General features: G+C 65.5%; 14 protein-coding genes and 2 tRNA genes. 7 read left to right on the top strand and 9 right to left on the bottom strand.

Annotated elements, in window-relative coordinates; all coding sequences use genetic code 11:
- Window positions 1–66: 66 nt before the first annotated feature.
- The 8 genes from prfA to argS all read right to left on the bottom strand — a co-directional run bounded on the left by prfA (window position 67) and on the right by argS (window position 10,499).
- Entirely contained in the window at window positions 67–1,143 is a 1,077-nt protein-coding gene (prfA, locus tag CH295_RS17300; RefSeq protein ID WP_037193389.1) for a peptide chain release factor 1, read from the bottom strand.
- A gap of 97 nt (window positions 1,144–1,240) precedes the next feature.
- On the bottom strand, window positions 1,241–1,474 hold the full coding sequence (rpmE, locus tag CH295_RS17295; RefSeq protein WP_008715081.1) for a 50S ribosomal protein L31: 234 nt from the start codon (window positions 1,472–1,474) through the stop codon (window positions 1,241–1,243).
- 198 nt (window positions 1,475–1,672) lie between these two features.
- On the bottom strand, window positions 1,673–3,805 hold the full coding sequence (gene rho, locus CH295_RS17290; RefSeq protein ID WP_082323765.1) for a transcription termination factor Rho: 2,133 nt from the start codon (window positions 3,803–3,805) through the stop codon (window positions 1,673–1,675).
- 309 nt (window positions 3,806–4,114) lie between these two features.
- Window positions 4,115–5,047 carry a homoserine kinase gene (gene thrB / locus CH295_RS17285; RefSeq protein ID WP_094632791.1) on the bottom strand — a complete coding sequence of 311 codons (933 nt, stop codon included), beginning with the start codon at window positions 5,045–5,047 and terminating at the stop codon, window positions 4,115–4,117.
- Between the two features lie 19 nt (window positions 5,048–5,066).
- The gene (gene thrC, locus CH295_RS17280; RefSeq protein WP_027497914.1) at window positions 5,067–6,134 is read right to left on the bottom strand and encodes a threonine synthase; all 1,068 of its coding nucleotides are present in this window, start codon (window positions 6,132–6,134) and stop codon (window positions 5,067–5,069) included.
- Window positions 6,131–7,432: a homoserine dehydrogenase gene (locus CH295_RS17275; RefSeq protein ID WP_094741411.1), complete on the bottom strand. Its 1,302-nt coding sequence runs from the start codon at window positions 7,430–7,432 to the stop codon at window positions 6,131–6,133. Before CH295_RS17275 ends, thrC begins: the two co-directional genes overlap by 4 nt.
- Window positions 7,429–8,850: a diaminopimelate decarboxylase gene (gene lysA, locus CH295_RS17270; RefSeq protein ID WP_094741410.1), complete on the bottom strand. Its 1,422-nt coding sequence runs from the start codon at window positions 8,848–8,850 to the stop codon at window positions 7,429–7,431. Before lysA ends, CH295_RS17275 begins: the two co-directional genes overlap by 4 nt.
- The gene (argS, locus tag CH295_RS17265; RefSeq protein ID WP_094741409.1) at window positions 8,847–10,499 is read right to left on the bottom strand and encodes an arginine--tRNA ligase; all 1,653 of its coding nucleotides are present in this window, start codon (window positions 10,497–10,499) and stop codon (window positions 8,847–8,849) included. The genes lysA and argS overlap by 4 nt, the downstream gene beginning before the upstream one ends.
- Before the next feature lie 231 nt (window positions 10,500–10,730).
- Between argS and CH295_RS17260 the strand changes: the two genes are divergently transcribed.
- The 5 genes from CH295_RS17260 to CH295_RS17240 all read left to right on the top strand — a co-directional run bounded on the left by CH295_RS17260 (window position 10,731) and on the right by CH295_RS17240 (window position 14,031).
- Complete coding sequence (locus CH295_RS17260) at window positions 10,731–11,621, top strand: thioredoxin-like domain-containing protein (RefSeq protein ID WP_094741408.1); 891 nt, start codon at window positions 10,731–10,733, stop codon at window positions 11,619–11,621.
- The gene (locus CH295_RS17255; RefSeq protein ID WP_037193397.1) at window positions 11,621–12,343 is read left to right on the top strand and encodes a DUF305 domain-containing protein; all 723 of its coding nucleotides are present in this window, start codon (window positions 11,621–11,623) and stop codon (window positions 12,341–12,343) included. Before CH295_RS17260 ends, CH295_RS17255 begins: the two co-directional genes overlap by 1 nt.
- A 68-nt stretch (window positions 12,344–12,411) precedes the next feature.
- Window positions 12,412–12,484 (top strand) — tRNA-Arg (locus tag CH295_RS17250).
- A 60-nt stretch (window positions 12,485–12,544) separates the two neighbouring features.
- The gene (locus CH295_RS17245; RefSeq protein WP_094741407.1) at window positions 12,545–13,429 is read left to right on the top strand and encodes a hypothetical protein; all 885 of its coding nucleotides are present in this window, start codon (window positions 12,545–12,547) and stop codon (window positions 13,427–13,429) included.
- Between the two features lie 14 nt (window positions 13,430–13,443).
- Window positions 13,444–14,031: a class I SAM-dependent DNA methyltransferase gene (locus CH295_RS17240; protein ID WP_094741406.1), complete on the top strand. Its 588-nt coding sequence runs from the start codon at window positions 13,444–13,446 to the stop codon at window positions 14,029–14,031.
- Window positions 14,032–14,078: 47 nt separating this feature from the next.
- Here the strand turns inward: CH295_RS17240 and CH295_RS17235 are convergent.
- Window positions 14,079–14,149: transfer RNA gene (locus CH295_RS17235), tRNA-Cys, on the bottom strand.
- 105 nt (window positions 14,150–14,254) lie between these two features.
- Here CH295_RS17235 and CH295_RS17230 point away from each other — a divergent pair.
- Window positions 14,255–15,598, top strand: a complete 1,344-nt coding sequence (locus tag CH295_RS17230) for a DUF2254 domain-containing protein (RefSeq protein ID WP_094741405.1) — start codon at window positions 14,255–14,257, stop codon at window positions 15,596–15,598.
- A gap of 35 nt (window positions 15,599–15,633) precedes the next feature.
- Window positions 15,634–16,167 carry a MarR family winged helix-turn-helix transcriptional regulator gene (locus tag CH295_RS17225; RefSeq protein ID WP_037193707.1) on the top strand — a complete coding sequence of 178 codons (534 nt, stop codon included), beginning with the start codon at window positions 15,634–15,636 and terminating at the stop codon, window positions 16,165–16,167.
- The last annotated feature ends 119 nt before the right edge of the window (window positions 16,168–16,286 follow it).

Raw genomic sequence — 16,286 nt, 5'->3', positions numbered from 1 at the left:
GGCCGCCAGGGTATCGCACCGATCGGTGAATAAGCCCGGCGAAATCTGTAAAGCTCTGTGCCGCAGCTACTCTGCTTGCATGCGCGCGTCGCGGTCCGCCTTGGCCAGCGCGTCGAGCAACGCATCCATTTCGCCGTCGAGCAGGGCGTCGAGGTTGTGCGCCTTGAACCCGATGCGGTGGTCCGTGATGCGGTTCTCGGGGAAGTTGTAGGTTCTGATCCGCTCCGAGCGGTCGACGGTACGCACCTGGCTGGCTCGTCCGGCCGAGGCCTCTTCGTTGGCCGCTTCCTCTGCGGCCGCCTGCAGGCGAGCGGCGAGAACCTGCATCGCACGCGCCTTGTTCTGCAGCTGCGAGCGCTCGTTCTGGCAGGTGACCACGATGCCCGTGGGAAGGTGCGTGAGCCGGACTGCGGAGTCGGTGGTGTTGACGCCCTGGCCGCCCTTGCCGGATGAGCGATACACGTCGATGCGCAGATCGGTCTCGTCGATCTGAACCTCTTCGACCTCGTCCGGTTCGGGATACACCAGGATTCCGGCCGCAGAGGTGTGCACGCGTCCCTGCGATTCGGTGACCGGCACCCGCTGCACGCGGTGGACGCCGCCCTCGAACTTCAACCGCGCCCACACGCCGTCGAGAGGATCCTTGGTCTTGATCGACAGCGTCGCGTCCTTGTATCCGCCGAGGTCCGAGACGTTGGCGTCGAGAACCTCGACACGCCATCCACGGCGTTCCGCGTAGCGCACGTACATCCGTGCGAGATCGGCCGCGAAGAGCGCCGATTCCTCGCCGCCCTCACCCGACTTGACCTCCATCACGATGTCGTCGCCGTCGTGCGGGTCACGGGGAGCCAGCAAGTCGGTCAGAGTCTGCTCGAGCTGCACCACCGTCGCCTCGAGGTCGGGAATCTCGGACGCGAACGACGAATCGTCGGCCGCCAACTCACGCGCGGCTTCGAGGTCGTCCTGCGCGGAAGTCAGCTTGGTGTGCGCGGACATGATGGGGGCCAGTTCGGCGAATCTCTTGCCTGCTCTGCGGGCAGCCGAGGGATCGTTGTGCAGAGCTGGATCGGCGAGTTGCTGCTCGAGCCCGGAGTGTTCGGCGAGGATGTCGTCGATGGCCGAAGGCTTGTCTGTTCTCGCCATGTTGATGACTCACTCTCGAACGCCGGTGCAACTGGATGTGGACACAAAAAAGCCGACGCCCGTCCTGTGATACACAGGACGGGCGTCGGCGAAACAGCTAGCTGTCTGCGTCGGCCTTCTTACCGGCGCGCTTGCCGTAGCGAGCCTCGAAGCGAGCGACGCGGCCGCCGGTGTCGAGAATCTTCTGCTTGCCGGTGTAGAAGGGGTGGCACTGCGAGCAGACCTCGACGCTGATGCGCTCTTTGTCGGTGGTGCTTCGGGTCTCGAAAGTATTGCCGCAACCACAGACGACTGTCGTCAGTGTGTAGTCGGGGTGAATTCCTGCCTTCATGGTGTCCTTACCGTTCTCTCTAGTGGTCGCCGGGTCGTCTTCGCCGATCGAAGACGTGAACCGGAACCGGACTCGGCCGTTGATTATGCCAGAGCGTGCATCTGACCTGCTAATCGCCGGTACTTCTGTGCCGACAGATGCTTACAACGCGCGCACCTGTCGGCTTGTTCCCCGGACGAAAGATCCGGAGAACAACTGTCAGTCGTTCGTCCCGCCCGGCGCAGTCTTGGAGACTTCCATCAGGAACTCGAGGTTGTTCTTGCTCTTCTTCAGGCGGTCGACCAGCAGGTCGATGGCCTGATGCGAGTCCAGTCCGGACAACACGCGCCGCAGCTTGTGCACAACGGCAGCCTCGTCGGGAGCGAGGAGCAACTCGTCGTGACGGGTGCTCGACGGGTTGATGTCCACTGCCGGGAACACGCGGCGTTCGGCAATCTTGCGATCGAGCTTGAGCTCGGCGTTACCGGTGCCCTTGAACTCCTCGAAGATCACGGTATCGCCGGTGGATCCGGTTTCGACCATGGCCGTGGCGATGATCGTCAACGATCCACCGTGCTCGATGTTTCGAGCCGCGCCGAGGAATCGTTTCGGCGGGTACAGAGCCGTCGAGTCGACACCACCGGACAGGATTCGGCCCGATGCGGGCGAGCTGTTGTTGTACGCGCGTCCCAGACGGGTGATCGAGTCGAGCAGAACCACCACGTCCTGGCCGGCTTCGACCAGACGCTTCGCCCGCTCGATCGCCAACTCGGCCACCGCGGTGTGGTCGCCCGGCGGCCGGTCGAACGTCGACGCGATGACCTCGCCCTTGACGGAGCGCTGCATGTCCGTCACTTCCTCGGGACGCTCGTCGACGAGGATGACCATCAGGTAGCACTCGGGATTGTTGATGGCGATCGCGTTGGCGATGGCCTGCAGAACGCTTGTCTTACCAGCCTTCGGCGGGCTGACGATGAGCGCGCGCTGACCCTTGCCGATCGGCATCACCAGGTCGATGATGCGCGTGGTCAGGATGTTCTGCTGCGTCTCGAGGCGCAGTCGCTGATTGGGGTACAGCGGGGTGAGCTTGCCGAATTCCGGACGCTTGCGCGCGGCCTCGACCTCTCCCCCGTTGACGGTGTCCAGACGCACGAGCGGGTTGAACTTCTGCCGCTGGCTCGACTGCTCACCTTCGCGTGCCACTCGAACCGCGCCGGTCACCGCGTCGCCGCGTCGAAGGCCGTTCTTGCGGACGAGGTTCATCGAGACGTAGACGTCGTTGGGTCCGGCGAGGTAGCCGGAGGTGCGGACGAACGCGTAGTTGTCGAGGACGTCGAGGATGCCGGCTACCGGCTGCAGAACATCGTCTTCGCGAATCTCGGTGTCGCGCTCGCGGCCACCGCCACCCTCGTTGCCTTCGCCACGGTCACGTCCGCGACGACGTTCGCGGAACCGACGTCCCCGGCGTCCGCGGCCTTCACCGTCGTCGTCCTGGTTGTTGTCGCGGTTGTCACGCGGACCGTTGTTGCGATCCTCGTTGCGGTTGTCGTTGCGACCGTCGCCCTGGTTGCGATTGCGACCGCCCTGATTGCGACCGCCGCTGTCCCGGTTGGAGTTGTCCCGGTCGCCCTGATTGCGGTTTCCGTTGTCACGGTTGCCGTTCTCGCGGTTGGAGCCGTCCCGGTCGCCCTGATTGCGGTTTCCGGAGTCGCGGCTCGCGTTGTCGCGGGTGCCGTCGGCGTCACGCGGTTCGCGTTCCGACCCGTCCTGGCGGTTGCGTTCGCCGCGGCTACGGCGCGGGCGCTCGGTGGCGGCGTTGTCGCCGGTCTCGTCCGGCTTCTCCGTCTGCGGCGCGGCTGCGGGCGAATCGGCCGCCGCGGGAGCGGATCCGGCCGAATCGTTGCTGTCGTCGAGTGGGAGTTGATCGGGAGCACCGGCGCGACGACCTGCGGCACGACGGCCGCGTGTCCGGCGACCCGTCTCGGGAGCCGCATCGGCAGAATCGCCCGACTGCGCCGCGGGGGCGTCCGAGGACGGCGCTTCGGGAGCCGACTGCTTCGGTGCCGCCTCGGCTGCAGGCCGATCTTCGACGGCGGGCGCGGATGCAGCGGCGCGACGCGACCTGGGTGCGTCGGACTTCGGTGCGTCCGACTTCGGTGCGTCCGACTTGGCCGGTGCGCTGCCCGATTGCCGCTCGGAGATCGCAGCGATCAGATCGCCCTTGCGCATACCGGAAACGCTCTTGATGCCGAGTTCACCAGCGAGGCTGCGCAGCTCGGTGAGAACCATTCCGGACAGGCCGGCACGTCGGCGTGACGTTTCGGGCGCAGAGATAAGTTCCGTATCGGTCACGGAGGTCCTTTCCTTCCCTCGCTCGCTCGATGCGCAGCCGAGGGTTCGTTCCGCAGTTCGGCGTTCTGCCGAGCTCGGATATTGCCGTTCATGTTCGACGCACTCCGTCGACGACACCATCGATCCGAGACCGCAGAGAACCACGGGGAGGATCGAGTCAGGAGCGTCACATCACTCGGACGTTTGAATCCCCCGAATACAGCGACCTGATTGCCCTGACGAAACCGGCGTCTGAAGCGCACGATGTACGGACAGGGTTCACCATAGCGCCGTTGTCCCCACTCGGCAAGAACCCTACTGACGCGTTTGTCACGCGACGGTGACTCCGTCGGCCACGTCGAGGTCGAGGACCCGCCACCCCTCGGCCGATGCGGCGTCACGCAGATCGGCCGGAAACTCCTCGGTGCACAGCGCCATGACCGTCGGTCCCGCGCCGGACACAACCGCCGCGATGGACCGCGCGCGCAAGGTGGCGATCCAGCGAGTGGTGTCGGGTAACGCCTGAGCGCGCTGACCTTGATGCAGCAGGTCCTCCGTCGCGGACATCAACAGATCCGGACGCTCGGTCAGTGCCACCACCGCGAGCGCGCTTCGGCTGACGTTGAAGGCCGCGTCACGATGGGGCACCAACTCGGGCAACAGTCCCCGGGTGTGCGACGTCGACGAGCGTTCGGACGGTACGAGCACGACGACCTTGATGCTCGGATGCACCTCGAGCCGTACCGCTGCGTACTTCCGCGCCGTCACACTGGCATTGGGCGGTTCGCTCCACGACACGACCGCACCGCCGAGGCAACTCGCCGACGCGTTGTCGGGATGACCCTCGAACTCCGACGACAGCTGGACGAGCTGGCTCTCCGACAGCGCGAGCGACCGATCCACTTTCGCGGCGAGCGCGTTGGCGGCAGCGAGGCCCCCGACCACAGCCGACGCCGAGGAACCGAGCCCCCTCGAATGGGGAATCACGTTGCGGCAGTGGACATCCAGGCCGTCGGCCCACACTCCGGCCGCTTCGAGTCCCCGCTCGATGGCGCGCACCACCAGATGCGTCGGGCCCCACGGCACGTCCGCCGAACCCTCACCGTCGACGTGAATCCGAAGTCCCGACGCGGTGGTCGTGACCTCGATCTCGTCGTACAGCCCCAAAGCGATTCCGAGACTGTCGAATCCGGGTCCGATGTTGGCACTGGACGCCGGGACGCGCGCGGTGACCGTGAGCCCGATGGGGAGTGTCGTCGTCATGGCCGGAGATTCCGTCAACTCAGGCCAGCTCGAGCGCAGCCGCGACAGCGACGGGATCGACCGAAATGGGTTCCACCACAGGCATTCCCGACAGTGCTGTGTCGGGATCCTTGAGGCCGTTTCCGGTGACCGTGCACACGACGGTCAGGCCGGGTTCGAGCCAGCCTTCCTTTCGTGCTGCGAGGAGCCCGGCGACACTGGCCGCGGAAGCGGGCTCGACGAACACGCCCTCGGTCTTCGCGATCAATCGGTACGCCTCGAGGATCTCCTCGTCGGTCGCTGCGCGGAAGGCTCCGTTCGATTCTTCCTTGGCGTTGACGGCACCGTTCCAGGATGCGGGCGAGCCGATCCGGATCGCAGTGGCGATCGTCTCCGGGTCCTTCACCGGCGCACCGTGAACCAGAGGTGCGGCGCCTGCGGCCTGGACTCCGAGCATCCGTGGCTTGCGCGTGGTGAGACCGTCACGGAAGTACTCCGAGTAACCGCGCCAGTACGCGGTGATGTTGCCTGCGTTGCCCACCGGCAGTGCATGGATGTCCGGTGCGTCGCCGAGGGCGTCACAGATCTCGAAGGCCGCAGTCTTCTGGCCTTCGATGCGAACAGGATTGACGGAGTTGACCAGACCGATGGTCGGGAACTCGGCCGTGGTCTTGCGGGCCAGCTCGAGGCAATCGTCGAAGTTGCCCTGCACCTGAATGATCTTCGCTCCGTGCATGACTGCCTGAGCGAGCTTGCCCATGGCGATCTTGCCCTGCGGAACCAGTACGGCACAGCTCATTCCGGCCTTGGCCGCATAGGCGGCTGCGGAGGCCGAGGTGTTGCCGGTCGAGGCGCAGAGAACGGCCTCCTGACCTCGGGCGAGCGCGTCGGTGACGGCCATGGTCATCCCGCGGTCCTTGAAGGAGCCGGTGGGGTTGAGGCCTTCGACCTTCAGATGCACTGTGCACCCGGTCAGTTCGGACAGGTGCCCGGCCGGCAACAGCGGAGTGCCGCCCTCGCGAAGCGTGACGGTCTTCCAGTCCGGGCCGATCGCCAGACGCGAACGGTATGCCTCGATCAGACCGGGCCAGGGGGTGTGGACGCTCATACGGTGGTGCCTTCCAATCGGAGAACGCTGGCGACGTGAACGACGACGTCGAGCTGCTCGAGGGATGCAACGGTGTCGGACAGTGCGGAGTCGGCCGCGAGGTGGGTGACGACGACGAGCCTGGCTCCGTCACCCGAGCCCTGCTGACGCACCGTGGAGATGCTGACGTCGCGCTTGGAGAATTCGGCCGCAACGGTGGCGAGAACGCCGGGCTTGTCCGCCACCTGCATGCTGACGTAGTAGCGAGTGAGGATGTCACCCATGGGGGCCACCTTGAGCTTGGCGTACTTGGATTCGAGTGGGCCTCGTCCGCCGTAGAACTTGTTGCGAGCGGCCATCACCAGATCGCCGAGTACTGCGGACGCGGTCGGCGCACCGCCTGCACCCTGGCCGTAGAACATCAGGCGTCCGGCAGCCTCTGCTTCGACGACCACGGCGTTGAACGCACCGTTCACCGATGCCAACGGGTGGTTCAGCGGAACGAGCGCGGGGTAGACCCGAGCGGAGATTCGCTCCTTACCCTTGGGCGTGACGATCCGCTCGCAGATGGCCAGCAGCTTGATGGTGCAGTCGAGGGATTTCGCGGTCTCGAGATCGTCCGAGGTGATCTTGCTGATGCCCTCGCGGTAGACGTCACCGGCAGTGACTCGCGTGTGGAACGCGATGGACGCCAGGATGGCGGCCTTCGATGCAGCGTCGTAGCCTTCGACGTCGGCGGTCGGGTCGGCCTCGGCGTAACCCAGACGCCCCGCCTCGGCGAGGGTTTCGGCGTAGTCCGCGCCGGTCTCGTCCATGGCAGAGAGGATGAAGTTGGTGGTGCCGTTGACGATGCCGGCGACCTTGTTCACGCGGTCACCCGCGAGGGACTGCATCAGCGGGCGAACCACAGGAATTGCTCCGGCCACGGCGGCCTCGAAATACAGGTCGGCACGCGACTTCTCGGCCGCGTCGGCCAGTTCTCCGGTGTACTCGGCCAGCAGGGCCTTGTTCGCCGTGATGACGGACTTACCCTTCTCCAGGGCAGAGAGCACCAGCTTGCGGGGAATGTCGATGCCGCCGAGAACCTCGACGACGATGTCGACGTCGTCGCGGCCGACGAGCTCGGCCGGATCGTCGGTGAGCAGCTCGGCCGGAACTCCACGATCGCAGTCGACCCGACGCACAGCGATGCCCCGAATCTCCAGTGGCGCACCGATTCTCGCTTCGAAGTCCTCGGCGTTCTCGGTGAGGATTCGAACGACCTCGCTGCCGACGTTTCCGAGTCCGAGTACGGCGACGCCTATCGGCTTCGATGTCATGGCTGAACCTCCAAGCTGAGCAGATCTTCGATGGTTTCCCGCCGCAGGATCAGGCGCGATCGCCCATCCTTGACCGCAACCACAGCGGGCCGCGTCAGCAGGTTGTAGCGACTGGACATGGAGTAGCAGTACGCCCCGGTGGCCGCCACCGCGAGCAGGTCACCCGGCCCGACGTCTGCCGGCATCCATGTGTTCTTGATGACGATGTCGCCGCTCTCGCAGTGCTTTCCGACCACCCGAGCCACGACGGCCTCGGCATCGCTCGAGCGCGAGACCAGCCGACAGTCGTATTCGGCCTGGTACAGCGAGGTTCGGATGTTGTCGCTCATGCCGCCGTCGACGCTGATGTAGCGCCTGCGCGTCGACTTGTCGACGGTGACATCCTTGATCGTGCCGACCTCGTAGAGCGTGACGGTGCCCGGTCCGGCGATGGCGCGGCCCGGCTCGACGGCGATCGTCGGGACCGGTAGACCCACTGCAGCGGACTCCGTCTCCACGATGGCGGTCAGCTTCGCCGCGAGCTGCTCCACCGGCGGCGGATCATCACTCGGCACGTACGAAATACCCATGCCGCCACCGAGATCGAGTGTCGAGATCTGCGCCGTCTTGTCGACGCCGAACTCCGAGACGATGTCTCGCAGCAGCCCGATGACCTTGTGCGCTGCCAACTCGAAGCCGTCCACCTCGAATATCTGCGAACCGATATGACTGTGCAGTCCGACGAGTCGAAGGTTGTCGGCGGCGAACACGCGACGAACAGCTTCGAGCGCCGAGCCGTCGGCGAGCGAGAAGCCGAACTTCTGATCCTCGTGCGCGGTGGCGATGAACTCGTGCGTATGCGCCTCGACACCGACTGTGATGCGAATCAGAACGTCTTGCACCACACCGGCCGCACCGGCAACGCCGTCGAGACGGTCGATCTCGATGTTGGAATCGAGTACCACATGCTCGACGCCTGCGCGCACGCCCGCCTCGAGCTCGGCGACCGATTTGTTGTTGCCGTGCATGGCAATTCGGTCGGCTGGGAATCCGGCAGCCAACGCGATGGCCAGCTCGCCTCCGGAGCAGATGTCGAGTGAGAGCCCTTCGTCGGCCACCCAGCGTGCGATCTCTCCGCAGAGGAAAGCCTTGGAGGCGTAGTGAACTCGCTCGGGTGCCCCGAATGCGGCGGCCATCTCACGGCAGCGCGAACGGAAGTCGTCCTCGTCGATGACGAACAGCGGTGTGCCGTACTGCTCCGCGAGATCGGTGACCGACACTCCGGCGAGACGGACGGTTCCGTCCTCCCCGCGCTCGGCGTTGCGGGGCCACACCTGCTCGGGCAGCGTCGTCATCTCCGACGCGTCGGCCGGGCGATGGGACATCGACTCTTTCGAGGGGGCATCGGCATGCTTGGGTCCTGCCGGATGTGCGCTCACATGCGCTCCGGTGCGCTGACCCCGAGCAGTTCGAGGCCGTTGGCCAGGACCTGCCGGGTCGCGTTCCCCAACGCCAGTCGTGCGGTGTTCACAGGTCCGGGCTCCTCGTCTCCTTGTGGAAGTACTCGACACGCACCGTAGAAACGGTGGTAGGCCCCCGCCAGCTCTTCGAGATAGCGGGCGATCCGGTGTGGTTCGCGTAGTTCGGCGGCACTGGCCACCACTCGTGGGTACTCGCCGATCGTCCTGATCAGCTCGCCTTCCTGCTCGTGGGTGAGCAGGCTCAGATCCGGCTGCTCCGCGCTGATTCCCAGTTCGGCGGCATTGCGCGCGAGCGAGGCCAGGCGGGCGTGGGCGTACTGGACGTAGTACACCGGGTTCTCGTTGCTGGCGCTCGCCCACAGGGCGAGGTCGATGTCGATGCTGGAGTCGACGGACGACCGAACCATGACATAGCGAGAAGCGTCGATGCCGATGGCGTCGACCAGGTCGTCGAGCGTGATGACGGTTCCGGCGCGCTTGCTCATCTTCACGGCCACGCCGTCGCGCACCAGGTTGACCATCTGGCCGATCAGCACCTCGACGGTCGCGGGGTCGTCTCCGAATGCAGCTGCGGCCGCCTTGAGCCGTCCGATGTAGCCGTGGTGGTCTGCTCCGAGCATGTAGATGCACAGATCGAAGCCGCGCTGCCGCTTGTTCTGGAAGTAGGCGATGTCGCCGGCGATGTAGGCGGCGTTGCCGTCGCTCTTGATGACGACACGATCCTTGTCGTCGCCGTACTCGGTGGACCGCAGCCACCAGGCACCGTCCTCCTCGTAAAGGCTCCCCGAGCTCTTGAGGTACTCGACCGACTTCTCCACGGATCCGGACTCGAAGAGCGAGTTCTCGTGGAAGTAGACGTCGAAGTCGACGCCGAACTCGTGCAGATTGGCCTTGATCCGGTCGAACATCAGCTGGGTGCCGATCGATCGGAACGTCTCTTCCTGTGCCTCGGGGGCCAGCGCGAGCGCTTCGGGCTCCTTCGCCAGCACCTGCTCCGCGATCTCGGCGATGTACTCGCCTGCGTAGCCGTTCTCCGGAGCGGGTTCGCCCTTGGCCGCGGCGATCAGGGACCGACTGAAGCGGGCGATCTGTGCGCCGTGATCGTTGAAGTAGTACTCGCGAGTGACCTCGGCACCGTGGGCGGTCAGGATCCGACCGAGCGCATCGCCGACGGCTGCCCACCGGGTACCGCCGAGGTGCACCGGGCCGGTCGGGTTGGCCGAGACGAACTCGAGATTGACCTTCTTGCCTGCCATCGACGAACCGTTGCCGAAGGCCGCGCCTGCTGCGAGCACACGGGCAACGATCTCGCCTTGCGCTGCGGCGGCCAGCCTGATGTTCAGGAATCCGGGGCCTGCGACATCGGCGTCGGCGATGGCGGCGTCGGCCGCGAGAGCCTCGGCGAGCCAGCCGGCGAAGTCGCGGGGATTGGCTCCGGCCTTCTTCGCGACCTGGAGTGCCACGTTGGTCGCGTAGTCGCCGTGCTCGGGATTGCGGGGACGCTCGACGGTCAGCTTCGCAGGGAGTACGGATGTATCCAGGCCGCGGTCGGCAAGCACCTTCGCGGCGGTCGCGTGGAGCAGTTCGGCAAGATCGGCGGGAGTCACAGGTAGCTATCCTATTGGCTGGTGCGCGGCGTCCTCGCATCCACTGCCCGTCTGCCCGCGAGCAGCCTCGGCCGACGCGGTCCGCGCGGGCTCTGAACACGCTCTCAGGCAGAGAACGTACAGTGAGGGCGCTCTGTGTCGACGCTCATCCAATGATGCCGTCACCAGCAGATACGCATCACCAGCGCGACCGACCACCACCTTTCCTCGACTGAGAGAGCAACTACAGCGATGCCAACGGGTCCCGACAAAGGCAGTCAGAACAAGTCGGCTGCGAAGGCAGACAAAGCCATCAATGCAGCCAACAAGAAGTCAGCTCGTAAGAAGAAGGGCGGCGTACCCACCGCCACGGGCAGGCAGATTCCCTGGCTGACGGTTGCCGGTGTCGTTGTGGTTGTCGGTCTCGTTGCGGGCCTCGGGATCAATCTGTATCCGAAATACCAGGACCGAGCCGAGGCGCAGAAGTTCGCGCCCAGCGAGGCCAACCAGGATCCGTCGACCGGCATCGAGGGCGTGACCGTGCAGGAGTACCCCGCGGCTCTGCACGTCGGGCGCACGCAGCGGGTCGCCTACGACCAGTCTCCGCCGTTCGGTGGACCGCACGATGCCGTGTGGGCCACCTGCACGGGAATCGTCTATCCCGAGGCCATCCGTACCGAGAATGCGGTGCACTCCCTCGAGCACGGCGCCGTCTGGGTCACCTACAACCCCGACGATCTGAACGCGGACCAGGTCCAGTCGCTGGCCGATCGTGTCGACGGTGAAACGCAGATGATGATGTCGCCGTACCCCGGCCTCGATTCCCCGGTCTCGCTGCAGTCCTGGGGCCACCAGCTCAAGTTGGACAGCGTGGACGACGAACGCATCGGCCAGTTCGTCTCTGCACTGCGACTGAACCGCTTCGCCTACCCGGAGGTCGGTGCCAGCTGCGCATCGGTCCCGTCCAGCACCGGCGACGGTAGCGACGGCTTCGACCCGGACAACCCGCCGCTGTTCGATGCATCCGCGCCCGGTGCCGATGCGGTGCCGATGGACGGTGCCGGAATCACTCCCGACGCCAGCGAGACCGGCGGAGCCGGCGGGGCGCAGCTGCCCAGCGATCTCCAGATGCCCACCAACTGATGACCGAACCGACACCGACCGAGAACGCGGGAGTCACCACGTCCGCGGCCAAGCCGAGTCAGCGCACAGCGCTGGTGGCGCTGGCGCTGATCGCCGTTCTGGCGATCGGCTTCGCCCTGGGCTTTCTGGTGCAGAGTCCGTTGGGCGGCGACGACAGTGCACCCGCCGCGGACTCGGTCGATGTCGGTTTCTCTCAGGACATGACCGTGCACCACAACCAAGCCATCGAGATGGCCGCGGTGGCGTTGACCAACGCCTCCGATCAGGCCGTCAAGAATTTGGCGTTCGACATGCTCACCTCGCAGCAGAACCAGGTGGGACAGATGCAGGGCTGGTTGGCCCTGTGGGACCGAGCGCCGATCGCGACCGACGGCTACATGACCTGGATGACCGAGGACGACTCTCACGGTCACTCGATGGGCGGGATGTCCATGGATCCCGGATCCTCGGATCCGACGAGGGCCATGCCGGGCATGGCCAGTTCCGCTGAACTCGCCGCTCTTCGCCAGGCCACCGGCTCGGACGTCGACGTGATGTTCCTACAGCTCATGCTGCGCCACCACGAGGGCGGCCTGGCGATGATGGAGTACGCGCAGATTCACGCGCAGTCACCGGCGGTGATCAATCTGGCGAAGTCCATGGTTGCCACCCAGACCAGCGAGTCGACGCTGATGAAGCAGATGCTCGCCGAGAAGGGTGCGCAGCCGCTGCCCGAGGGGTGATTTCGACTCGGGCAGCGGATGCGCTAGTCTTTCGTACAGCCCAACAGGCACACCGGTTCGTCCGGTGCGCCCCCGTAGCTCAGGGGATAGAGCGTTCGCCTCCGGAGCGAAAGGCCGCAGGTTCGAATCCTGCCGGGGGCACACATCTTTCACGCACGTCACCGTCGGACGGTGGCTGCTCGAACGAGACGGTGGACTTCGATGTCCGAGAATCTCCCCCGAGTCGAGACCGTCGTCGACGACCTGTATTCACTCCCTCCCGCTGATTTCGTCTCGCATCGCGCCGCATACGTCACCCGGTTCAAGAAGGCCGGCGACAAAGCCGGTGCCACCCGCATCGGCGCCCTTCGCAAGCCCACTCTCGTGGCGTGGTTGGTGAACACACTCGCTCGGCGAGACGAATCGGCCCTGGCGGAACTGTTCGATCTGGGTGAGCAACTCGAACGAGCACAGCAGCGCGGCGACGGCCACCGACTACGTGAATTGTCCACTGCCCGAAGCACTTCGATACGCGCCCTCACCGACCGAGCAGTCTCGCTCGGACGCGACCTTGGGGCGACCGTCGGCGACAACGCAGCCCGCGAGATCTCCAACACCCTGAACGCGGCGATGGCCGATGCCGAAATACGCGACCGTGTCCGCGCGGGCAGAACCGTGGTGGCCGAAACGTACAGCGGATTCGGACCTGCACTGCTCTCGATCGTTCCCGACCCTCCCGACGATGACGACGACGCCGAGTCGGACCCGGCATCTCCGGAGGTCGAGGACGACCGGCCGAACACCGACGAAGCCGAACGGAACCGACTGCTCGCTGAACTCGAGTCGGCCGAATCAGACCTCGACGCCGCGGCCGTCGAATCCGCGGAAGCGCAGTCCGACACCGAACGGACGGCATCCGAAGTACGAAGCGCTGCAACGGAAGTAGAGCAGATCGAGGCCGAGCTGGAGGCCGCCAGAGCCAGAGCGCAGGCCGCACGAGAAGCACACGAGGCCGGTGTCGTGCAGGCGGAGTTTACGGCGGAGGCACTCGAGGCGGCCCGCATCCGCGTGGCCGAAGCCCGGTCTGCCCTCGAGGAACTGAGCTGACCTACCCTGGCGGGGTGACCACACGCTGGCAAGCAGAGAACTCCGCAGACGATTCCGCGCGGTACATCGAGCGATTCGACCGCCTGGCCGAAAGCGGCGTGGATCTGCACGGTGAAGCCCGCATGGTCGATGCGGTGGTCTCCCCCGCGTCGAGCATTCTCGATGCCGGATGCGGGACCGGCCGACTCGGTGTGGAATTGGCACGACGCGGACACCGTGTGACCGCAGTGGATCTCGATCCGGTTCTGGCCGAGGCCGCGCGAGCGCACCCCGAACTCGACGTCCATGTCGCCGATCTGACGACACTGGATCTGGGACGGACGTTCGACGCGGCCGTGGCAGCGGGCAACGTACTGGTCTTCATGAAGCCCGGTACCGAACGCGCAGCGCTACAACGTATCTGGTCCCACCTGACCGACGGCGGGGTGTTCGTCACCGGATTCGCCACCGATCGGGAGTACACGGTCGACATGCTCGACGAGGATCTGGCGGCGGTCGGCTTCGTCCTCGAGCACCGATTCGCGACGTGGGATCTCCGGCCCTGGCGCGGCGACGCGGACTGGGCTGTGACCGTGGCTCGAAAGCCCGCGCTACTGGCCTGACACGACATCGATCGGGACCGGCCGTTGTCGGCCGGTCCCGATCTTCGAGCGAGCGACGGGATTCGAACCCGTGTGAACGGCTTTGCAGACCGGTGCCTAGCCACTCGGCCACACCCGCATCGCCGATGACGATGCCGTGTTCGCTGTCCGAGATCCACCCTTTCGATCATCGTGATTCGAACCTCGAGGGTTGATTCGGATACCCCGGGGAAGACTGTGCGTCATGAAGGAACACATGGCGAAGCTGCGGGAATCGTTCTGGTTCATTCCTGCCGTCCTCGGAGTTGTCGCACTCGTGCTCGCGCAGGCTCTGGTGAGTCTCGATCGCTATCTGCTCGATACCCGGGTGGATCTGACGGGCTCGCTGCTCTATCACGTGGGTGCCAGTGGCAGCCGAGACATCCTCGGCGCCATCGGCGGGTCCATGCTCGGTGTGGCCGCGACGTCGTTCTCCATCACCATCTCGGTCCTCGCCACCGCCAGTTCCTCGTACGGCCCCCGCCTGGTGCGCAACTTCATGGCCGATCGCGGCAACCAGGTGGTGCTCGGCATCTTCGGCGCCACGTTCCTGTACTCACTGATGGTGCTGCGGTCGATTCGCTCGATCGAATCCGACGGATCTGTGTTCGTGCCGGACATCGCCGTCAACGTTGCCGTCGCACTCGCGGTGGTCGACGTGGGGGTGCTCGTCTACTTCATTCATCACATCGCGCAGTCGATCCAGGTGGCGACACTCTCCGCCCGCGTCCGAGACGAACTGTCGGAGTCCGTGGACGCGCTGTACCCGCCCGAGCAACCCGCCGATGCGGCGTCGGCGGAGGGCATCGTCAAGCCGCCCGTCTACACCACGGTTCTGGCCGAGGAGTCCGGGGTGATCATCGACATCGACGAGAGCGCCGTACTGAACATCGCGACCGACACCGACACCGTGATCGACATTCATCGGGTACCCGGTGACCATGTCGTTGCCGGCGAACCGCTCGCCGACATTCTGGCCGATCGATCGACGGACATCTCCGCGGACGCGATCGAACGAGTTCGAGGGTCGTTCGACATCGGCACCAGTCGAACACCCCGACACGACATCGCCTTCGCCGTCGAACAGATGACCGAGATGGCAGTACGCGCCCTGTCGACCGGCGTCAACGACCCCTATACGGCACGCAACGCCATCGACGATCTCACGGTCGGACTCGTCGCGGTCGTCCAGCGTCCCAAGCCCTCTCGCGCTCGGTGCGGCTCCGACGGCACCGTACGGGTGATCACCCGTCGCGTCGGCGTTCCGTCACTGATCGACCATGCCCTCGACGCCGTACGGATCTACGGCACCGGCAGCCCCATGGTGGTGCAGGCCGGCATACGTCTCGCCGAGCGAGTCGGTCGTGCGGCACAGCATTCCGAGAACGTCGACGCCGTTCTGACCCAATTGGACCTGCTGGACCGCGCGTTGGCCGCAGGCGACACCGATACCGCCCGCACAGCCGACGCCCGAGAGCAGATCTCGCTGGCCCGCGCAGCGATCACGGATCGCGTATCCCTCGCAGTACCTCGCGTCGTGATTCGGTAGACGCCGGAACCGGCCACCGTGGGAGGATGGTCGGTATGCCAGCACCGTCTCCGCTTCCCCTCGACCCCATTGCAGAGGCACACCGCCAGTGGACCAAGCACGGGTGGTCCGACGCCGCCGACGGTATGGCCGCAGTGACGTCGTTAATGCGCGCGCAGCAGATCATGCTCGCCCGTGTCGAGGAAGCGTTGAAGCCGACGGGACTGACGTTTTCGCGCTACGAATTGCTGACCTTGTTGACCTTCACCAAGAACGGGGCTCTGCCGATGGCGAAGGCGAGTGCACGTCTACAGGTGCATCCCACGAGCGTGACCAACGCTGTCGACCGCCTCGAGTCCGTGGGATACGTTCGGCGCATCCCACATCCGAGTGATCGGCGCACCACGCTGGTCGAAATCACCGAGCAGGGACGCACGTTGGCAGTCGAGGCCACCGAGCGCCTGAACTCGCTGGTGTTCGCACGCCCCGGACTGGCGCGTGACAAGCTGATGGCGCTCGTTCGGATCTTGGCGGAACTGCGTTCGGATGCAGGCGATTTCGACAGTGATGACATCACCACGTCGTTCTGAGTTCGATGGTGACTCGTCACAAGACAATGGCACACCCGTACCGTTCGTGGTCCAATTACCGTGGAAACAGGGCGGAGTCGATCTGCTGAAGGGCGGGGCGGGGTGCTGGTGTTGGGGGT

Source organism: Rhodococcus sp. 14-2483-1-2 (genome assembly GCF_002259405.1).
GTDB lineage: Bacteria > Actinomycetota > Actinomycetes > Mycobacteriales > Mycobacteriaceae > Rhodococcoides.
This window is presented reverse-complemented; position numbering and strand designations above follow the sequence as displayed.

Coding starts and splice junctions, on each gene's coding strand:
- CH295_RS17275 (WP_094741411.1), bottom strand. CDS start 7,432: ATGACATCGAAGCCGATAGGCGTCGCCGTACTCGGACTCGGAAACGTC.
- thrB (WP_094632791.1), bottom strand. CDS start 5,047: ATGACGACGACACTCCCCATCGGGCTCACGGTCACCGCGCGCGTCCCG.
- rpmE (WP_008715081.1), bottom strand. CDS start 1,474: ATGAAGGCAGGAATTCACCCCGACTACACACTGACGACAGTCGTCTGT.
- thrC (WP_027497914.1), bottom strand. CDS start 6,134: ATGAGCGTCCACACCCCCTGGCCCGGTCTGATCGAGGCATACCGTTCG.
- CH295_RS17260 (WP_094741408.1), top strand. CDS start 10,731: ATGCCAACGGGTCCCGACAAAGGCAGTCAGAACAAGTCGGCTGCGAAG.
- CH295_RS17245 (WP_094741407.1), top strand. CDS start 12,545: ATGTCCGAGAATCTCCCCCGAGTCGAGACCGTCGTCGACGACCTGTAT.
- CH295_RS17230 (WP_094741405.1), top strand. CDS start 14,255: ATGAAGGAACACATGGCGAAGCTGCGGGAATCGTTCTGGTTCATTCCT.
- prfA (WP_037193389.1), bottom strand. CDS start 1,143: ATGGCGAGAACAGACAAGCCTTCGGCCATCGACGACATCCTCGCCGAA.
- CH295_RS17225 (WP_037193707.1), top strand. CDS start 15,634: ATGCCAGCACCGTCTCCGCTTCCCCTCGACCCCATTGCAGAGGCACAC.
- CH295_RS17255 (WP_037193397.1), top strand. CDS start 11,621: ATGACCGAACCGACACCGACCGAGAACGCGGGAGTCACCACGTCCGCG.